The organism is Tenacibaculum pacificus (genome assembly GCF_027941775.1).
Classification (GTDB): Bacteria; Bacteroidota; Bacteroidia; order Flavobacteriales; family Flavobacteriaceae; genus Polaribacter; species Polaribacter pacificus_A.
In genome coordinates this window covers 1-17116 of record NZ_CP115917.1, presented here as the reverse complement: position 1 = coordinate 17116, position 17116 = coordinate 1, and the positions used below count along the sequence as shown (strand labels likewise).

General features: G+C 27.4%; 14 protein-coding genes. 8 read left to right on the top strand and 6 right to left on the bottom strand.

Features of this window, described 5'->3' with window-relative positions:
* Window positions 1–8: 8 nt before the first annotated feature.
* Window positions 9–1211: an exonuclease SbcCD subunit D C-terminal domain-containing protein gene (locus tag PG913_RS00070; RefSeq protein ID WP_271231071.1), complete on the bottom strand. Its 1203-nt coding sequence runs from the start codon at window positions 1209–1211 to the stop codon at window positions 9–11.
* 232 nt (window positions 1212–1443) lie between these two features.
* On the opposite strand from PG913_RS00070, the gene PG913_RS00065 reads away from it, so the two are divergent.
* Together PG913_RS00065 and PG913_RS00060 are read left to right on the top strand one after the other, a co-directional pair.
* Entirely contained in the window at window positions 1444–1878 is a 435-nt protein-coding gene (locus PG913_RS00065) for a tellurite resistance TerB family protein (protein ID WP_271231070.1), read from the top strand.
* Window positions 1879–1929: 51 nt separating this feature from the next.
* On the top strand, window positions 1930–2520 hold the full coding sequence (locus PG913_RS00060) for a hypothetical protein (RefSeq protein ID WP_271231069.1): 591 nt from the start codon (window positions 1930–1932) through the stop codon (window positions 2518–2520).
* Between the two features lie 77 nt (window positions 2521–2597).
* Here the strand turns inward: PG913_RS00060 and gltX are convergent, their stop codons facing one another.
* Complete coding sequence (gene gltX, locus PG913_RS00055; protein WP_271231068.1) at window positions 2598–4115, bottom strand: glutamate--tRNA ligase; 1518 nt, start codon at window positions 4113–4115, stop codon at window positions 2598–2600.
* Window positions 4116–4276: 161 nt separating this feature from the next.
* Here gltX and PG913_RS00050 point away from each other — a divergent pair, with 161 nt between their 5' ends.
* The 4 genes from PG913_RS00050 (at window position 4277) to PG913_RS00035 (ending at window position 10953) form a co-directional block, all read left to right on the top strand.
* The gene (locus tag PG913_RS00050; protein ID WP_271231067.1) at window positions 4277–7621 is read left to right on the top strand and encodes a DUF4175 family protein; all 3345 of its coding nucleotides are present in this window, start codon (window positions 4277–4279) and stop codon (window positions 7619–7621) included.
* A 36-nt stretch (window positions 7622–7657) separates the two neighbouring features.
* Window positions 7658–8074: an rRNA maturation RNase YbeY gene (gene ybeY, locus PG913_RS00045; RefSeq protein WP_271231066.1), complete on the top strand. Its 417-nt coding sequence runs from the start codon at window positions 7658–7660 to the stop codon at window positions 8072–8074.
* A 29-nt stretch (window positions 8075–8103) separates the two neighbouring features.
* Window positions 8104–9981 carry a tRNA uridine-5-carboxymethylaminomethyl(34) synthesis enzyme MnmG gene (mnmG, locus tag PG913_RS00040; RefSeq protein WP_271231065.1) on the top strand — a complete coding sequence of 626 codons (1878 nt, stop codon included), beginning with the start codon at window positions 8104–8106 and terminating at the stop codon, window positions 9979–9981.
* A 114-nt stretch (window positions 9982–10095) separates the two neighbouring features.
* Window positions 10096–10953, top strand: coding sequence for a class I SAM-dependent methyltransferase (locus PG913_RS00035; RefSeq protein WP_271231064.1), 858 nt, complete (start codon window positions 10096–10098; stop codon window positions 10951–10953).
* Window positions 10954–11094: 141 nt separating this feature from the next.
* Here PG913_RS00035 and PG913_RS00030 read toward each other — a convergent pair whose 3' ends face one another.
* On the bottom strand, window positions 11095–11493 hold the full coding sequence (locus PG913_RS00030; RefSeq protein WP_271231063.1) for a DoxX family membrane protein: 399 nt from the start codon (window positions 11491–11493) through the stop codon (window positions 11095–11097).
* Between the two features lie 128 nt (window positions 11494–11621).
* Here PG913_RS00030 and PG913_RS00025 point away from each other — a divergent pair, with 128 nt between their 5' ends.
* Window positions 11622–12548 (top strand): SPFH domain-containing protein, encoded by a 927-nt coding sequence (locus PG913_RS00025; protein WP_271231062.1) that lies wholly within the window; start codon window positions 11622–11624, stop codon window positions 12546–12548.
* 4 nt (window positions 12549–12552) lie between these two features.
* Window positions 12553–12870 (top strand): heavy metal-binding domain-containing protein, encoded by a 318-nt coding sequence (locus PG913_RS00020; RefSeq protein ID WP_101902192.1) that lies wholly within the window; start codon window positions 12553–12555, stop codon window positions 12868–12870.
* Between the two features lie 68 nt (window positions 12871–12938).
* Here PG913_RS00020 and PG913_RS00015 read toward each other — a convergent pair whose 3' ends face one another.
* The 3 genes from PG913_RS00015 to rnr form a co-directional block, all read right to left on the bottom strand.
* Entirely contained in the window at window positions 12939–13139 is a 201-nt protein-coding gene (locus PG913_RS00015; RefSeq protein WP_271231061.1) for a Sec-independent protein translocase subunit TatA/TatB, read from the bottom strand.
* Between the two features lie 33 nt (window positions 13140–13172).
* Window positions 13173–13853, bottom strand: coding sequence for a head GIN domain-containing protein (locus PG913_RS00010; RefSeq protein WP_271231060.1), 681 nt, complete (start codon window positions 13851–13853; stop codon window positions 13173–13175).
* 87 nt (window positions 13854–13940) lie between these two features.
* On the bottom strand, window positions 13941–16157 hold the full coding sequence (gene rnr / locus PG913_RS00005) for a ribonuclease R (RefSeq protein ID WP_271231059.1): 2217 nt from the start codon (window positions 16155–16157) through the stop codon (window positions 13941–13943).
* Between the last annotated feature and the right edge of the window lie 959 nt (window positions 16158–17116).

Below are 17116 nucleotides of genomic sequence, written 5' to 3'. Positions count from 1 at the left end.
ATTAATTTTTATTGATTTTTAACTGCTTGTAAAACTTCATTAAAAGCATCCCAAACTTGCTGATTTTCTTCTAAATCAAAATCCATCTCTTCGCATTTTAATTTAAAAACTTCGGTAGGAACTAATTCTTTTATTGATGTAGCATCTGCTAATAATTCTTCAATTCCTTTTATTTTTCGTTGATTTTTTAAGGTAATTTTTAATATTTCAAAATCATACGTTTCAGCACTTATTTTTAATTCATCGGTTTGTATTGTATTATCTTCATCTAAAACAATTTCTATCCAAGGTTTTAATTGATACGAATTCGAAATAATACTCGGAAATTTAGAAATACAGTCTTCCATACTTCCTTTTAGTTTGTAAAATTCTCTAAAATTAGGAATTATAACATCTTCAATATTCGTAATTTTATTTGCTGATACTTCTAAAACAATGATTTTTTTATCATAATTAATTTCACTGAAACTTAAAATATTTGGAGAACCTGAATATCTAATTTTATCATTTTCTCCAACTATTTGTGGTCTGTGTAAATGTCCTAAAGCCACATAATCAAAATAAATTGGAAAATCTTGAGCTCCGATATGCCCTAAAGTTCCTACATAAATATTTTGTTCGCTATCAGAAACCGAACCGCCCGTAGCAAATAAATGTCCCATAGCAATAACGGGCGCATTACTGGTATTTATTTTTTCAGATTGATTTGCTGCCGATTCATAATGATTAATTAAAGCTCTTTTATATTTATCGGTTAAATCATCAAAAGATTCACCAGCTACGGCACGCCTAATATCGCCATCACGCAAATAAGGAACAGCCGCTATGATAATTTTTTCATCATTTATATCAATTTCAAAAACTTCATCGGCTATATTTTCGGTGGCTTTACCAACTACTTTTATTGATAAAGCATTTAATAATTCTTTGGGAGCGTTTAAAGTTCCTGGCGAATCGTGATTTCCTCCTGTAATAATAATTTGGCTACAAGTGGTAAATTTTAGTTTTATCAAAAAATTATAATACATCGCTAAACTTTGATTAGACGGCGAACCGTTATCAAAAATATCACCTGAAATTAAAAGCAAATCTATTTTTTCATTGATGATATAATTTTCTATCCAATTTAAAAATAAAGTTTGTTCTGCTAGTTGCGATTGTTCGTGTAATCGATGTCCTAAATGCCAATCGGCAGTGTGAAGTATTTTCATTTTATTAGTGTTTAACTACTATATTTTTTATCTTGTAAATAGGTAAAAATACGTTATATCAATATCTTTTTTAATCAATAATATTTATTAATTTTGACAAAAATTTCATTGAAAAAATAATAGTAAATTATTACTATATTTCTTAACTTTCATAAAAGGTTATTCATGTCTTTTTTTCATCTTTGCACATTGAATAATAAACAACTAATTTTAATTATTAAATTATAAAAAAATGTCAATATCAGATTTATATTCTACTGGAAAACACAAACAAGAACTAGGACACTTTGCAAGTGTTGTAAAAATTGCAAAAACTGATGGAATTATTTCAGAAGGAGAACAAAAGTTATTAGATAGAACAGCTAGTAGATTAAACATTGATGAAACAGAATATACTAATGTTTTAAAAAATCCTGAAAAATACCCTGTAAATCCTCCTGCAAGTTATGATGAGCGTATTGAGCGTTTATATCGTTTAACTAAAATGGTTTTTGCAGACGGACAAATAGATCAGAAAGAAGTATCGCTTATGCAAAAAATTGCTGTTGCTTTACAGTTTCCTACAGATAATGTTGAAAAAGTTTGTAATGAAGCAATCCATTTAGTAAATAATGATAATGATTTAGATGATTTTACTGCAGCTATCAAAAAAGTAAATGCGATTTAATCTTATTTCATTAAATATTAATTAATAATATAATTATACCCCCCCTTTTTAATGATAAATAGAATTTTACTTATTACACTTTTTTGTTTTTCAATCAATTTATGTTCACAAAATTTAAATGATTCATGGCAAATAGGTGCTGGTATAGGAATTACAAAGTTTAGTGAAAGTGATGGTGATGTTATTGGTGATACCAATATGTTTCAAGTACCTGTACTTAGTTTAACAGTACCTGTTAGTAAGCATTTATCAGTTAATAGTGCAATGTCTTTAAGTGTTATTGATAATATTGGTATTATGGAAAATTCTGTTAATTATTTTTCTATAGATGCTTCGTTACGTTATAATTTTAATGCTATCTTAAATAAATTTAGCCCGTATATTTTTGTAGGAGGAAGTGTCGTTGATTCTGAGTTAAGATCAACACCTACTTTAAACATTGGTACTGGTGGAATTTATTGGTTTACCAATACAATTGGGCTTAACCCACAAGTTTATTATAAATATTCGGCAGATAGCTTTGAAAGTATGCATTCTCATATTCAAGCTACTCTATCTTTAGTATTTAAACTAAAATCGAATGGTAGTAATACTCGTAATGGTTCAAAATCAAGACCTGACTGTTATTACAATAAATATTAAAAAGATTTTCTAAATATAAAAAAATGCCACTTTGTTATAAAGTGGCATTTTTTTATATTATTATTTCAATGTCTTTTTTAAGACAATTTTTCTACTGCATTTTTAATTCGCTGTAAAGTATTTTCTTTACCTATCATTGTCATAATATCAAATAAATCAGGACCTGCTAATTTACCTACTAAACTTAAACGAAGCGGTTGCATTACTTTTCCAAAACCAATTTCTTTTGATGTTATCCATCCTTTAATTTCGGTTTGAGCATTTTCTATTGTAAAATCTTCAATGTTAGAAATTATCGTAATTAACCCTTGCATTAATTCGCCAGTAGTTTCTTTCCATTGTTTTTTAGCTGCTTTTTCATCATATTCTGATGGGTTTTGAAAGAAAAAACTTGATAATTCCCAAAAATCAGCAACAAACGTAGCACGTTCTTTTATTAATGACACTATTTTTTGAGTGAAATTTTCATCTGCAGTAATTCCTTTTTCTTCAAGAATAGGAATATATAAAGCGGTTAATTCTTCATTTGATTTTGTCTGTAAATATTGCTGATTAAACCACTTTGTTTTGTCTGGGCTAAATTTAGCTCCTGATTTACTAACTCTACTTAAATCAAAAGCTTCAACTAATTCTTCTAATGAAAAAATTTCTTGCTCCGTACCAGGATTCCATCCTAATAAAGCTAACATATTTATAAAAGCATCGTTAAAATAACCATCTTCTTTATATCCTCTTGAAATATCACCAGTTTGTTCATTGGTATACTCTAATGGAAATACAGGAAATCCTAATTTATCACCATCACGTTTACTTAATTTTCCTTTTCCTACAGGTTTTAAGATTAACGGTAAATGTGCAAATTTTGGCGCTTTCCAATCAAAAGCACGATATAATAAAATATGTAATGCCATTGATGGTAACCATTCTTCACCACGAATAACGTGCGAAATTTCCATTAAATGGTCATCAACAATATTTGCTAAATGATAAGTTGGCATTCCGTCCGATTTAAATAATACCTTATCATCTAAAACATTGGTGTCAATTTTAATTTTTCCACGGATTTCATCCTCAAGTATTAAGATTTCATCTTGTGGCGTTTTAAAACGAACAACGTATTTATCTCCAGCCTTTAATTTAGCTTCAACTTCTTCTGATGAAAGTGCTAATGAACTGTTTAATTTTTGACGATTATGCCAATTATAAGTAAACGTTTTTCCGTTTTCTTCATGATTTTTACGATGAGCATCTAACTCTTCAGCAGTATCAAAAGCATAATATGCCCATCCTTTTTCTAATAAAATATTGGCATATTCTTTATATAATTCTTTACGTTCTGACTGACGATAAGGTCCAAATTTTTCATTATTATTTGGTCCTTCATCAAAAGGAATATTACACCATTTTAAAGCATCAACTATATATTGTTCGGCATTTTTAACATAACGAGTTTGGTCAGTATCTTCAATACGTAACACAAAAGTTCCGTTATATTTTTTAGCGAATAAATAGTTAAATAAAGCAGTTCTTACACCACCAATATGTAAAGGTCCTGTTGGGCTAGGAGCAAAGCGTACTCTTACGTTATCAGTCATTTTATGTTGATTTGAAGCTACAAATATAGTTTTATGTTAACAGAATAAGAAAGAGAATAAAATAAAAGATTGTTTGATTATTTTATAGTCAAGAACTAAAAAATTTTACAAGAATATTTAAGTAAATTTTCCTTTTAAAAATAGTACTTTTATAAACTGATATGGAGAATTTTAGCAAAATAGAACAAAAATTACAGCTGTTTAGTAAAAAATACTATACAAGCGAATTAATAAAAGGAAGCATTTTATTTATCTCATTAGGTTTAATATACCTTTTATTTACTTTATTTATAGAGCATTTTTTATGGCTTAAACCCAATGCCAGAACTTTATTATTTTGGTTATTTATAATTGTACAATTATTTTTATTGATACGTTTTATCTGTTTTCCGATATTTAAAATTATAGGATTAAAACAAGGAATTTCTTTTGAAGAAGCATCAAAAATAATCGGAAATCATTTTCCTGAAGTACAAGATAAACTTTTAAATCTGCTTCAATTAAAACAAAATAACACTAAATCTGATTTATTAATAGCTAGTATTAATCAAAAATCAGAAGAAATACAACCAATTACTTTTAACAAAGCAATCGATTTTAAAAGTAATATTCGCTATTTAAAATATGCATTAATTCCGCTAATTATTTGGGGATTATTTTTTTTAACAGGTACTTCTAAGCAATTATCTGAAAGTTTTAATCGAGTTGTAAATCATTCGGTAGCTTATAAAGCTCCTGTACCTTTTTACTTTAATATCACCTCAAAAAATTTAACTGTTATTAAAGGTAAAGACATTACTGTGTACGTACAAATAACAGGAAAAACTGTTCCTGAAGAAGTAAAAATTCATTTTAATAAACAACAATATTTCTTCAAAAATGAAGGAAATGGTTTGTTTTCTTACACTTTTACACAAGTACAAAAGCCTGTTGATTTTTATGCAAGTGCAAATGGCATTACTTCGGATATTTTTAAAATAGCGGTAATAAATACGCCTTCGATTCAAAATATTTCATTGCATTTAACGTATCCGAACTATATCAAAAAGAAAAATGAAATCATTAAAAACACAGGAAATATAATTATTCCCCAAGGAACAATTGTAAAATGGGCAGTTAAAACTTCTGAAACTGATAGTGTTCATTTACTTTCAAATAACAAACGATTTCCTTTTTTAAAGGATAAAAAAAATAAATTTCAATTTAAAAAACAAGTAAAAAAAGCACTCAATTATCAAATTACAACGACCAATAAAAATTTAAAAGATTACGAAAAATTACAATTTTCGATTGGAGTTATTAAAGATGAACATCCGACAATTAATGTAAAATCTAATATTGATAGCATATCACGAGGAAATGCACAGTTTGTAGGACAAATTGCTGATGATTATGGTTTCAAAAAATTAGAATTAGTTTATTATGATAAAAATAATAGTCAACAAAATCAAAAAATTAAAAGAATAGAACTTACTAAAAACACCTTGCAAACGTTCTTTTTTGAATTTCCTGATAACTTGAATTTACAAAAAGGAATTAACTACGAAATGTATTTTCAAGTGTTTGATAACGATATTATCAACGGTAGTAAAAAGACTAAAAGTCAGAAATTTTCGTATCAACAAAAAACAAAAAATCAAATTGAAACGGAACTTTTACAAGAACAACGTAATCATATTGAAAATTTAGAAAAGTCTTTAAGTAAGCAAAAAGAAGATAAAAAATCATTAGAAAAAATTCAATTTGAGCTTCAAAATAAGAAAAATGTAAACTGGAATAATCAGAAAAAAATTGAAAGTTTAATTAAGCGTCAAAATCAATATAAAAAAATGATGCAACGACAAACTGATAATTTAAAAGAAAATTTTTCGGAGAAAAAAGAGAAAAATGAAGCCTTACAAGAAAAGAAAGAAGACTTAAAAAAACGAATTGAAGAGCTTAAAAAATTAGATAAACAACAAAAATTACTAGACGAACTTGAAAAGTTAGCTGAAAAATTAAATAGAGAAGATTTACTTAAAAAAACTAAAGAATTAGCCGAACAAAACAAACAACAAGAAAAAAGTTTAGAGCGTATTTTAGAAATGACCAAGCGTTTTTATATGGAACAAAAAATGCAAAAAATAGCTGATAACTTAAAAGATTTATCAAAAAAACAAAAAGATTTAAGTAAAAAAGAAACATCTAAAGAAGCTAATAAAAAAGCTTCCGAAAAAAATAATATTGAAAAAATAAAAGAAGAACAACAAAAAATAAACAAAGATTTTCAGCAAGTTAAAAAAGAGCTAAACGAACTTAAAAAAGATAATAAAAATTTAAAATCTCCAATGGAAATTCCAAAAATGGAAGATTTAGCGAAAAAAACGCAAGAAGAATTAAACAAAGCAAAAGAAAATTTAGAAAAGAAAAACGAACCTGAATCGAAAAAAAATCAGAAAAAAGCTTCCGAAAAAATGGAAGAGATGGCTCAGAAAATGCAAAAATCAATGCAACAAATGAGCGCAGAATCTGAAGAAGAAAACATGGAAGGTTTGCGTCAGGTTTTAGAAAATTTAATTACTTTTTCTTTTGATCAAGAAGATTTAATGAATGTATTTTCGGAAAGTAATTCTTCGCATCCGAACTTTGGAAAAAACTTGCAAAAACAATTTCAACTTAAAACTTATTTTGAACATATTGATGATAGTTTATTTGTTTTATCAATGAAAAATCCTAAAATATCTTCAAAAATTCAAGATCAACTTTCTTTGGCTCATTATAATTTAGATGAATCTTTAGAAAATTTTGCCGATAATAAATTTCAAAATGGAATTTCAAATCAGCGATATATAATGACCGCCGCAAATGCCTTAGCCGATATGTTAAGTAGTACGCTTGACACCATGAAAAACCCGAAACCTGGTAGCGGAAAAGGAAAGGGAAAAGGGAAATCTTTTAGCTTGCCCGACATCATTAAAAAACAAGGTGAATTAATGAAAAAGATGCAAGATGGAATGAAAAAGAAAAAAGGCGGGAAACCTAAAGATGGTAAAGGAGGTAAAAAGAAAGGTCAAAAAAATGGTGAAGGCGAAGGACAAAGTGAAAAATTAAATGGAGAATTGTATCAAATTTATAAAGAACAATCGCAATTAAGACAGCAATTAGAAGAAGCTTTAAAACAAGGAAAAGGTGGAAACGGAAATGCTAAAAAAGCGGTAAAAAAAATGGAACAATTAGAAAACGACATTTTAGAAAAAGGTTTTACCCAACAAAGCATTAACAGAATGCAACAATTAAATTATCAATTACTGAAATTAGATAAAGCTACTTTTGAACAAAATAAAGACAAACAACGAAAATCTGATGCTAATTTAAAAGAGTTTGACAACAAAAGTGCTAAAGAATTAAAGTTTAAAAAGTTGTTTTATAACCAAACAGAAATATTAAATAGACAATCATTACCTTTGCAACCTGATTATAAAAAGAAGGTTCAAGAGTATTTTAGCCTTCCTAAAAGCAACAAATAATACTTAAAAATATTATTTTTAAACAACTAAAATAACGTGATTGAATTTAATTACGAAACCGATTTTCAACTAAAAAATGAAGAAAAAACGGCACAATGGATTTTAAATTGTATCGAAAAAGAAGGTTTTGAATTAGGAGAAATAAACTATGTTTTTTGTGATGATACCTATTTACATAAAATGAATGTGGAGTTTTTACAACATGATACCTTAACAGATATTATCAGTTTCGATTATACCTTAGGAAAATTAGTTGGTGGAGATATTTTTATTTCGATTGAAAGAGTAAAAGAAAATGCAAAAGAGTTTGATGTATTATTTGAAAATGAATTGCACCGAGTTATTATTCATGGCGTATTGCACTACATGAAATACAAAGATAAAACGGATCAAGAAAAACAAATAATGCGTACTAAAGAAAATGATTCTTTAAAACTTTTAAATTTAAACTAAAACCGTTCCTAATGGAACAGCATTAAAAAATGAGTTTATTTAATACAACATACGATGTAATTGTAGTAGGTGGTGGACATGCTGGTAGTGAAGCTGCCGCAGCAAGTGCCAATATGGGGGCACATACATTACTAATAACAATGAATCTTCAAAATATTGCTCAAATGAGCTGTAACCCAGCCATGGGTGGTATTGCGAAAGGACAAATAGTAAGAGAAATTGATGCGTTAGGAGGTTACAGTGGAATTGTAACCGATAAAACAGCTATTCAATTTAAGATGCTTAACAAATCGAAAGGACCTGCAATGTGGAGTCCTAGAGCGCAATCTGACAGAATGCAATTTGCAGAATGTTGGAGAAATATGCTTGAAAAAACCGATAATTTAGATTTTTATCAAGATGCCGTTAACGGATTAATTTTTGATGAAAATAAAATTATTGGCGTAAAAACAGCCTTAGGTTTAGAAATAAAAGCCAAAACAGTAATTATTACTGCAGGTACTTTTTTAAATGGATTAATCCATATTGGTGAAAAAACATTCGGCGGTGGTAGAGCTGGTGAAGGTGCTTCAACTGGTATTACCGAAGATTTAGTTGAAAAAGGTTTTGAATCTGGAAGAATGAAAACAGGAACTCCGCCAAGAGTTGATGCAAGGTCTTTAGATTTTTCTAAAATGACAGAACAACCTGGTGATGAAAATCCTGAGAAATTTTCTTACTTGCCAATTACTGAAAAATTAACCACACAACGTTCTTGTTATTTAACATATACAAATCAAAAAGTACACGATATTCTTCGTGAAGGTTTTGATCGTTCGCCAATGTTTAACGGTAGAATTAAATCGACAGGACCAAGATATTGCCCATCTGTAGAAGATAAAATTGATCGTTTTGCTGATAAAGATCGTCATCAAGTTTTTGTAGAACCTGAAGGATGGAATACGGTAGAAATTTATGTAAACGGATTTTCTACATCATTACCTGAAGATATTCAAGACAAAGCAATTCGACATATTGCAGGTTTTGAAAATGTAAAATTCTTACGTTTTGGATATGCTATTGAATATGATTTCTTTCAGCCAACACAATTAAAACACAACTTAGAAACTAAGTTAATTGAAAATTTATTTTTCGCAGGACAAATTAACGGAACCACTGGTTACGAAGAAGCTGCTGCACAAGGTTTAATGGCGGGTGTAAATGCGGCTTTAAAAACTCAAAATAAAGGGCCTTTTATCTTAAAAAGAAGTGAGGCTTATATTGGAGTTTTAATTGATGATTTAATTACAAAAGGAACAGAAGAACCTTACAGAATGTTTACTTCTCGTGCTGAATATAGAACTTTATTAAGACAAGATAACGCTGATTTACGTTTAACAGAAATAGCTTATAATCTTGGTTTAGCATCTAAAGAAAGATTAGACAGAGTAACAAATAAGAGAATTAAAACAGCCGCTCTTGTTAAATTTGTTGAAAATTTAAGTGTTAAACAAGAAGAGATAAATCCTATTTTAGAAAGCAAAGGACTTAGTTTAATTAATCAATCAGTTAAATTATTTAAAATAGCCACAAGACCACAATTATCATTTAATGATTTTAGAGTTATTGAAAAACTAGAAAATTATCTTCAAGAAAATGATATGGATCAAGAAATAATTGAACAAGTTGAAATTCACTTAAAATATTCTGGTTATATTGAAAAAGAAAAAAATAATGCCGATAAATTAAACCGATTAGAAAATGTTAAAATTCCTGCTAAATTTGATTTTAGTAAAGTACATTCATTATCACGTGAAGCTAGAGAGAAATTAACGAAAATTCAACCAACTTCAATATCACAAGCTAGTAGAATAAGTGGTGTATCACCAAGTGATATTTCTGTTTTATTAGTTTACATGGGAAGGTAATAAAATAAAAATTATTTTGATAAAAAAACGTTCCATATGGAGCGTTTTTTTTTACGTATTATTGCAATAATAAAGCATCAATATTTAGCTTAGAACATCATAAAAAATAAAAAATTGGAAACAACAAAAGAGCTTTACAAAAATCTTACACCATTACTAAATTGTATCGATCATACAGTTTCTGATGAAAGTTATGAGGTAATGTATAACAAAAAATATGATATGCTTGTTACTTCGCCTGTTCCTCAAAATTTAGAAAATTACTATGTAAGTGATGCGTATATTTCGCATACTGATAGTAAAAAAAGTGTTTTTGATAAAGTTTACCAAGTAGTAAAAAATCATACTTTAAAACAAAAATTAAAATTGATAAATTCTTTTAAATCCGAAGAAAAAACAATTTTAGATGTAGGTGCTGGTACGGGTGATTTTTTAAAAGTTTGTAAAGAAAATAATTGGAAAGTATCAGGAGTTGAACCATCGGAAAAAGCTAGAAACTTTGCTTCAAAAAAAAATATTGAGCTTCAAGAAGATATTTCAGACTATAAAGGAGAACAATTTGATGTTATTTCTCTTTGGCATGTTTTAGAGCATATTCCTAATTTAATTGAATATATAAATCAATTAAAAAAATTATTAAAACCAAATGGTGTTTTAATTATTGCAGTACCAAATTATAAAAGTTACGATGCGAAAAAATATAAAGAATTTTGGGCTGCTTATGATGTTCCAAGACATTTATGGCATTTTTCTAAAATTTCAATTTGTAAATTATTTGCTGATATTGATATGAAAGTAATAAAAATACTTCCAATGAAATTTGATGCTTTTTATGTTTCTTTATTATCAGAAAAATATAAAAATAATACATCAAAACCAATTAGTGCTTTTTTTACAGGATTAACATCAAATATAAAAGCAAATAAAAATGGAGAGTATTCTTCTTTAATTTTTTTGATAAAAAACAATTAAAATTATTTTAAATATATTTTTATGTATTTAAAATAATTAAATACACATTTGCATTATTAAAAATAAAAAACCTCTTAAACAGCTGTTTTAAGAGGTTTTTTATATAATTAAAATTTATTGATAATTATTTTACTATAGATTTTAGTTACTTAACAAATGCATTCCTAAAATTGTTACTATAAAATAAACTCCTAATGACATTGCTCCTTGATAATCTTTTGCAAGTCTTTGACCTATCAAAAGAAAAATTAAACAAAGTGCTGCTATTTGAACTCCTAGTAAAGCTAAATCACCATCTCCCATAGTAATTAAATTAAAAATTCCGATAAACATAAAAGCTCCAGCAATTAATTCCATCACTACAATTATCATTAATAAAAGTGGGACTAAATTTTTTAAAGGCGTATTTTTAAAATGATCTTTAATAAAAGAAACATTACCATTCCAATCGGAAACTTTATCTACACCCGACTGTAAAAAAGTTACAATTAAAAAAAGTAAAATTAAAATTTCTGCTCCGTGTTGTTTAATAATTTCCATAAAATTGATTTTAAGCAAATATACCTTTAAAAGAAAAAAATGTAACATTTTAAAAAAAAAGCGTCTTGTAGTTAGCTACTTCTTTCTGTATCTTTATAAAAAAATTACTAACTAAAAAAATTAAAACTATGTTTAATTATTTGTATCCAATAATACTTATTGGATTATTTATTTTCTTCAAATCATTTTTTACAGTTAAACAACAATCTGCGGCTATTCTAGAACGTTTTGGTAAATTCCATAGTATTCGTCAATCAGGTTTACATTTAAAAATTCCGTTAGTCGATAAAATTTCAGGAAAATTAAGTTTAAAAATTCAGCAATTAGATGTAATTATTGAAACAAAAACATTGGATAATGTTTTTGTAAAACTAAAAGTATCTGTTCAATATAAGGTTATTAAAGAAAAAGTATATGATTCATTTTATAAGTTAGATTATCCTCACGATCAAATTACTTCGTATGTTTTTGATGTAGTTCGTGCGGAAGTTCCTAAAATGATATTAGATGATGTTTTCTTGAAAAAAGATGATATTGCAATTGCTGTAAAATCAGAATTAAATGAAGCAATGATGACTTATGGATATGATATCATTAAAACATTAGTTACCGATATTGATCCTGATGCACAGGTAAAAGAAGCTATGAACCGTATTAATGCTGCTGATAGAGAAAAAACAGCTGCTCAATATGAAGGTGATGCACAACGTATTTTAATTGTTGAAAGAGCCAAAGCAGAAGCAGAAAGTAAACGTTTACAAGGAAAAGGTATTGCCGATCAGCGTAGAGAAATTGCTCGTGGTTTAGAAGAATCAGTAGAAGTTTTAAACAGAGCAGGTATAAACTCACAAGAAGCATCGGCATTAATTGTAATTACACAACATTACGATACCTTACAATCTATTGGGGCTGATACAAATAGTAACCTAATTTTACTTCCAAATAACCCGAATGCAGCAAGTTCTATGTTAAATGATATGGTAGCTAGTTTTGCAGCTACAAATCAAATAGGCGAAAGCATGAAGGAAAGTAAGAATCTTAAAAAAGACGCATAATATTATGATTATAACTACAACACCTAACATCGAAAATAAACCAGCTAAAGAGTATTTAGGAATTGTTACTGGTGAAACAATTATTGGAGCAAATTTTATTAAAGATTTTTTTGCAGGAATTAGAGATATTGTTGGTGGACGTTCTAGTTCATATGAAAAAGTATTGCGAGAAGCAAAAGATACATCTTTACAAGAAATGCAAGAAAGAGCTAAATCTTTAGGTGCAGACGCTATTGTTGGTGTCGATTTAGATTATGAAACCGTAGGACCAAATGGCGGAATGCTAATGGTAACAGCCTCGGGAACGGCAATTAAATTTTAACTCTAAAAATTAAACATAAAAAAACCGAAACTTAATAGTTTCGGTTTTTTATATATAATTAAAAATACTTATTTTTTATTTTCAGTATTTTCTTTTGTCTCTTCATCTTCTTCGATTTTGGTAGCATCTTTAAATTCTTTGATACCTGTACCTAAACCTTTCATTAATTCTGGAATTTTTTTACCTCCAAACATTAATAAAACTAATGCAACTACAATGGCTATTTGCCATGGTCCAATCATTCCTAAAACTATAGTAAGTGAAATCATTTTAATTAAATTTTACAGTACAAATATACTAAATTAAATTCTGTGTTCAATTACTCCTCCAATTACTTTTTTCTCTTTTAAAATTTCGGGAGTTCCTTTATAAAAAATAGAACCTCCAAAAGAAACTTTAGCATCTAATGTTTCACCAGATTGTACTTCTACTTTAGAGCCTGAACCTGCACGAATATAGTTTAAATCGGTAATAGATAAATTATATCCGTGATACATGCCTCCTAAATTAGCCTCCACATTTTGATTTTTAGCAGAACCTGAGAGCTTTACAACAGCACCTGATGAACTTTTTACCTTTAAATGTTTCACCTTAACAACCATGTTTATAAAAGCACCTTCTTGTGCTTTTATTTCAATTGTTGGTTGTTCAATATCTTTCCCAGTAACAACAGCACCTTCATTAGCGTCAATTATTTGTAATATTGATTCATAATAAAGTGTTATTTTAACCTTATTATCAGCTATAGTTTCAGGAAATTTTAAAGATATTTTTAAGGTATTATTTTTACTTTTTACAGTTACCTTTTCTGCTTTTTCTCCTGTAATAATAATTTTATTTTCTGTCGATTTTACTAATACGACATCAATACCATTAAACACTTTCACTATAGAAAATTCTCCTAGTTTTTTTGTTACTGTTGTTTGAGCAGTTGATAAAAATGGCATCAAAATCAAACTTAAAAATATTATTTTTTTAATCATAATTGTTGTTAGTTACTTGATACGTTGAATAATTATACCAATACTATAAAGACAAATACTATATTTTATTGTGACAATTGCTATAAATTAATGTGAAACTAAATGAAAATCTAAATGTTTACGCTCTAAATCAGTATTTTTAACTCTTACAACAACTTTATCTCCTAATTGAATAACATTGTTCGATGACTGTCCTACAATAGCATACTGTTTCTCATCAAAAGTATAATAATCATCTTTTATATCTCTGATTCTAACCATTCCTTCACATTTATTTGAAGTAATTTCTACGTAAATTCCCCATTCAGTAACTCCTGAAATAACACCTTCAAATTCTTCATCTTGATGATCTTTCATGTACTTTATTTGCATATATTTTATGCTAGAACGCTCTGCTTTTGCAGCTAATTCTTCCATTTGTGAAGAGTGCTTACATTTTACTTCGTATTCATCTGATTTAGGAGAAGTTCCGCCATCTAAATAATGTTGTAATAAACGGTGTGTCATCACATCTGGATAACGACGAATTGGCGATGTAAAGTGCGAATAATAATCAAAAGCTAAACCATAATGACCAATATTTTGAGTCGTATAAGCTGCTTTACTCATAGAACGAATTGCTAAAGTTTCTACCATATTGGCTTCTCCTTTACCTTGAACATCAGCTAATAATTTATTTAACGATTGTGATGTTTTTTCTTTTGTTTCAGTATCTATTTTGTACCCAAACTTGTTGATAATATTCTGTAAAGAAGCTAATTTATCAATATTTGGTTCATCGTGTGTACGATATATAAACGTGTTTTTTGTTTCTTTTCCTTTAGAAAAACCAATAAATTCGGCTACTTTTCTATTGGCTAATAACATAAATTCTTCAATAAGTTTATTAGCATCTTTCGATTCTTTAAAGAAAACTCCTACAGGATTTGCTTTTTCATCTAAATCGAATTTTACTTCTACTCTATCAAATGAAATTGCGCCTGCTTTCATACGTTTTTTACGTAATTTCTTGGCTAATTCATCTAGTTTTAAAGTAGCTTCAACTATTTCTGGAGTAACTTGATAACTTTCATCAGTAATTGAAATATCTACAGGCATTTCGTAGGCTTCAATATTTTCTGATAATTTACAGTTCTCAATAATTGATTGCGCTTCTTCATAAGCAAAACGCTGATCGGAATAAGTTACCGTTCTACCAAACCATTTATTTACAATTTCTGTTTTTTCATTCATTTCAAAAACTGCCGAAAAAGTTAATTTTTCTTCATGCGGACGTAATGAACAAACCCCGTTACTTAACATTTCTGGTAACATTGGCACTACTCTATCAACTAAATAAACCGATGTTGCTCTTTCATAAGCTTCATCATCTAAAATAGTTTTTGGTTGTAAATAATGCGAAACATCGGCAATATGAACTCCTATTTCATAATTTCCATTTTCTAATTTTGTAAATGATAATGCATCATCAAAATCTTTAGCATCTTTTGGGTCAATGGTAAAGGTTAAATCTTTACGCATATCTCTTCTTTTTGAAATTTCGTTTTCAGTAATTTCAATAGGTAAATTTTCTGCTTCTTTTTCTACTTCTTCAGGAAATTCGTAAGGCAAGCCATATTCTAATAAAATAGAATGAATTTCAGTTTCGTGTTCGCCAGGTTTTCCTAAAACTTGAGTAATTTTTCCAAACGGGTTTTTAGAGTTTTCTGGCCAATCGGTCATTTGTACAACTACTTTTTCTCCGTCTTGTGCACCATTTAATTTATTTTGAGATATAAATAAATCAACAGGCATTTTTTGATTATCAGGAATTACAAAGCCAAAAGTTTTATTCATTTGTAAAATACCTACAAATTCTGTTTTTTTACGTTCAATTATTTCAACAACTTCAGCTTCTAATTTAGAAGATCTTCTTTTATTGTAAACAAAAACTTTTACGGTATCTTGATGTAATCCTTTACCTAAATTTATTGCTGGAATAAAAATATCATTTTCAAAATCATCAGACATAAAATATGCATTTCCTGTTGATGTTAAATCTAATGTACCGATATGATATTTACGATCTTCATTAATTTGATACTTACCTCTATCAATTTCTTTAATTTTTTTTGTTTCGTGTAGTTCTACTAATTTTTTAAGTACTTGGCTTTTTCCGTCAGAATCAGAAATATCCATTTTACTTGCAATCTGTTTGTAATTATATGTTTTTGAAGTGTCTTCTTTTAATATTTTGAAAATCTTTAAGGTTAAGTCTTTAATTACTTTTCCCTTTTTTTTATATATTTTTTTCTTTCTAGTCATTAATCTTTCGTCTTATTGTTAATTATCACCAATTTACAAATAAATTAACGGTATTTATTATTAAATAACTGTTATCAATTTATTCTTAATTAGGTGAAATTTTATTATTGATGATATATTCTTTTTTTTAATAACCAATCTTCTTTATACAAATAAAAATAATTTGAAAATTGAAAAGAAGTTGAGTAATTAATCTACAAAAAATATCGAATTTTTTATTTTTTTTACAACTGTTGATAATTGCTAAATGAAATTTATAGAATTCATTTAATAAAGTTGTAAAATATAATTTCTGTTAATGGAGAAGGAATATTACGTTATATAGTTAACAGAATTATACTGCAAATATATATAAAAACAATTTATATAATTATTGTCCTTTTTTATAATTGATTCTATTGATAAAATAAATTCTTAATTTCTATTAAGTTTTAGGTTATTAACATTTACTATATTATATAAATCTTTTCTTTAAATTTTAAAAATAAATATGATTGTTATTATAGTGTGTTAATAGCTACAATAAATAAAAGGTATAATTTTTGTTTATATGACTTATTAAAAATAGTTAACATTTTATTAGGTGTTCATTTGTTTGATTATTAGATATTTATATTACTTGTTAACAATACTTATTAACTGTTATTAACTGTTAATTCTTAATATCTAATGAGACCTATATTGTTAACAAGAGGTTAATTTTATGTTGATAAATGTTTATTATAAAATCATAAAAAAAGTTGCATATTTAATACCTATTCGAGTATTGTAAAAAATAATTTAATAACCAAAAAAAGTTTTAAAAAGATACTAGTATTTGTTAACATTTAATGAATATTGTTAATTAATTGATTTTTAACACTTTATTAAGAATCGTTAAAAAAGCATTGTTAATTACTGTTGATAACCCTGAATAACTGTATTTTTGTAACAGACAACTAAATTAAAATCAACAAATT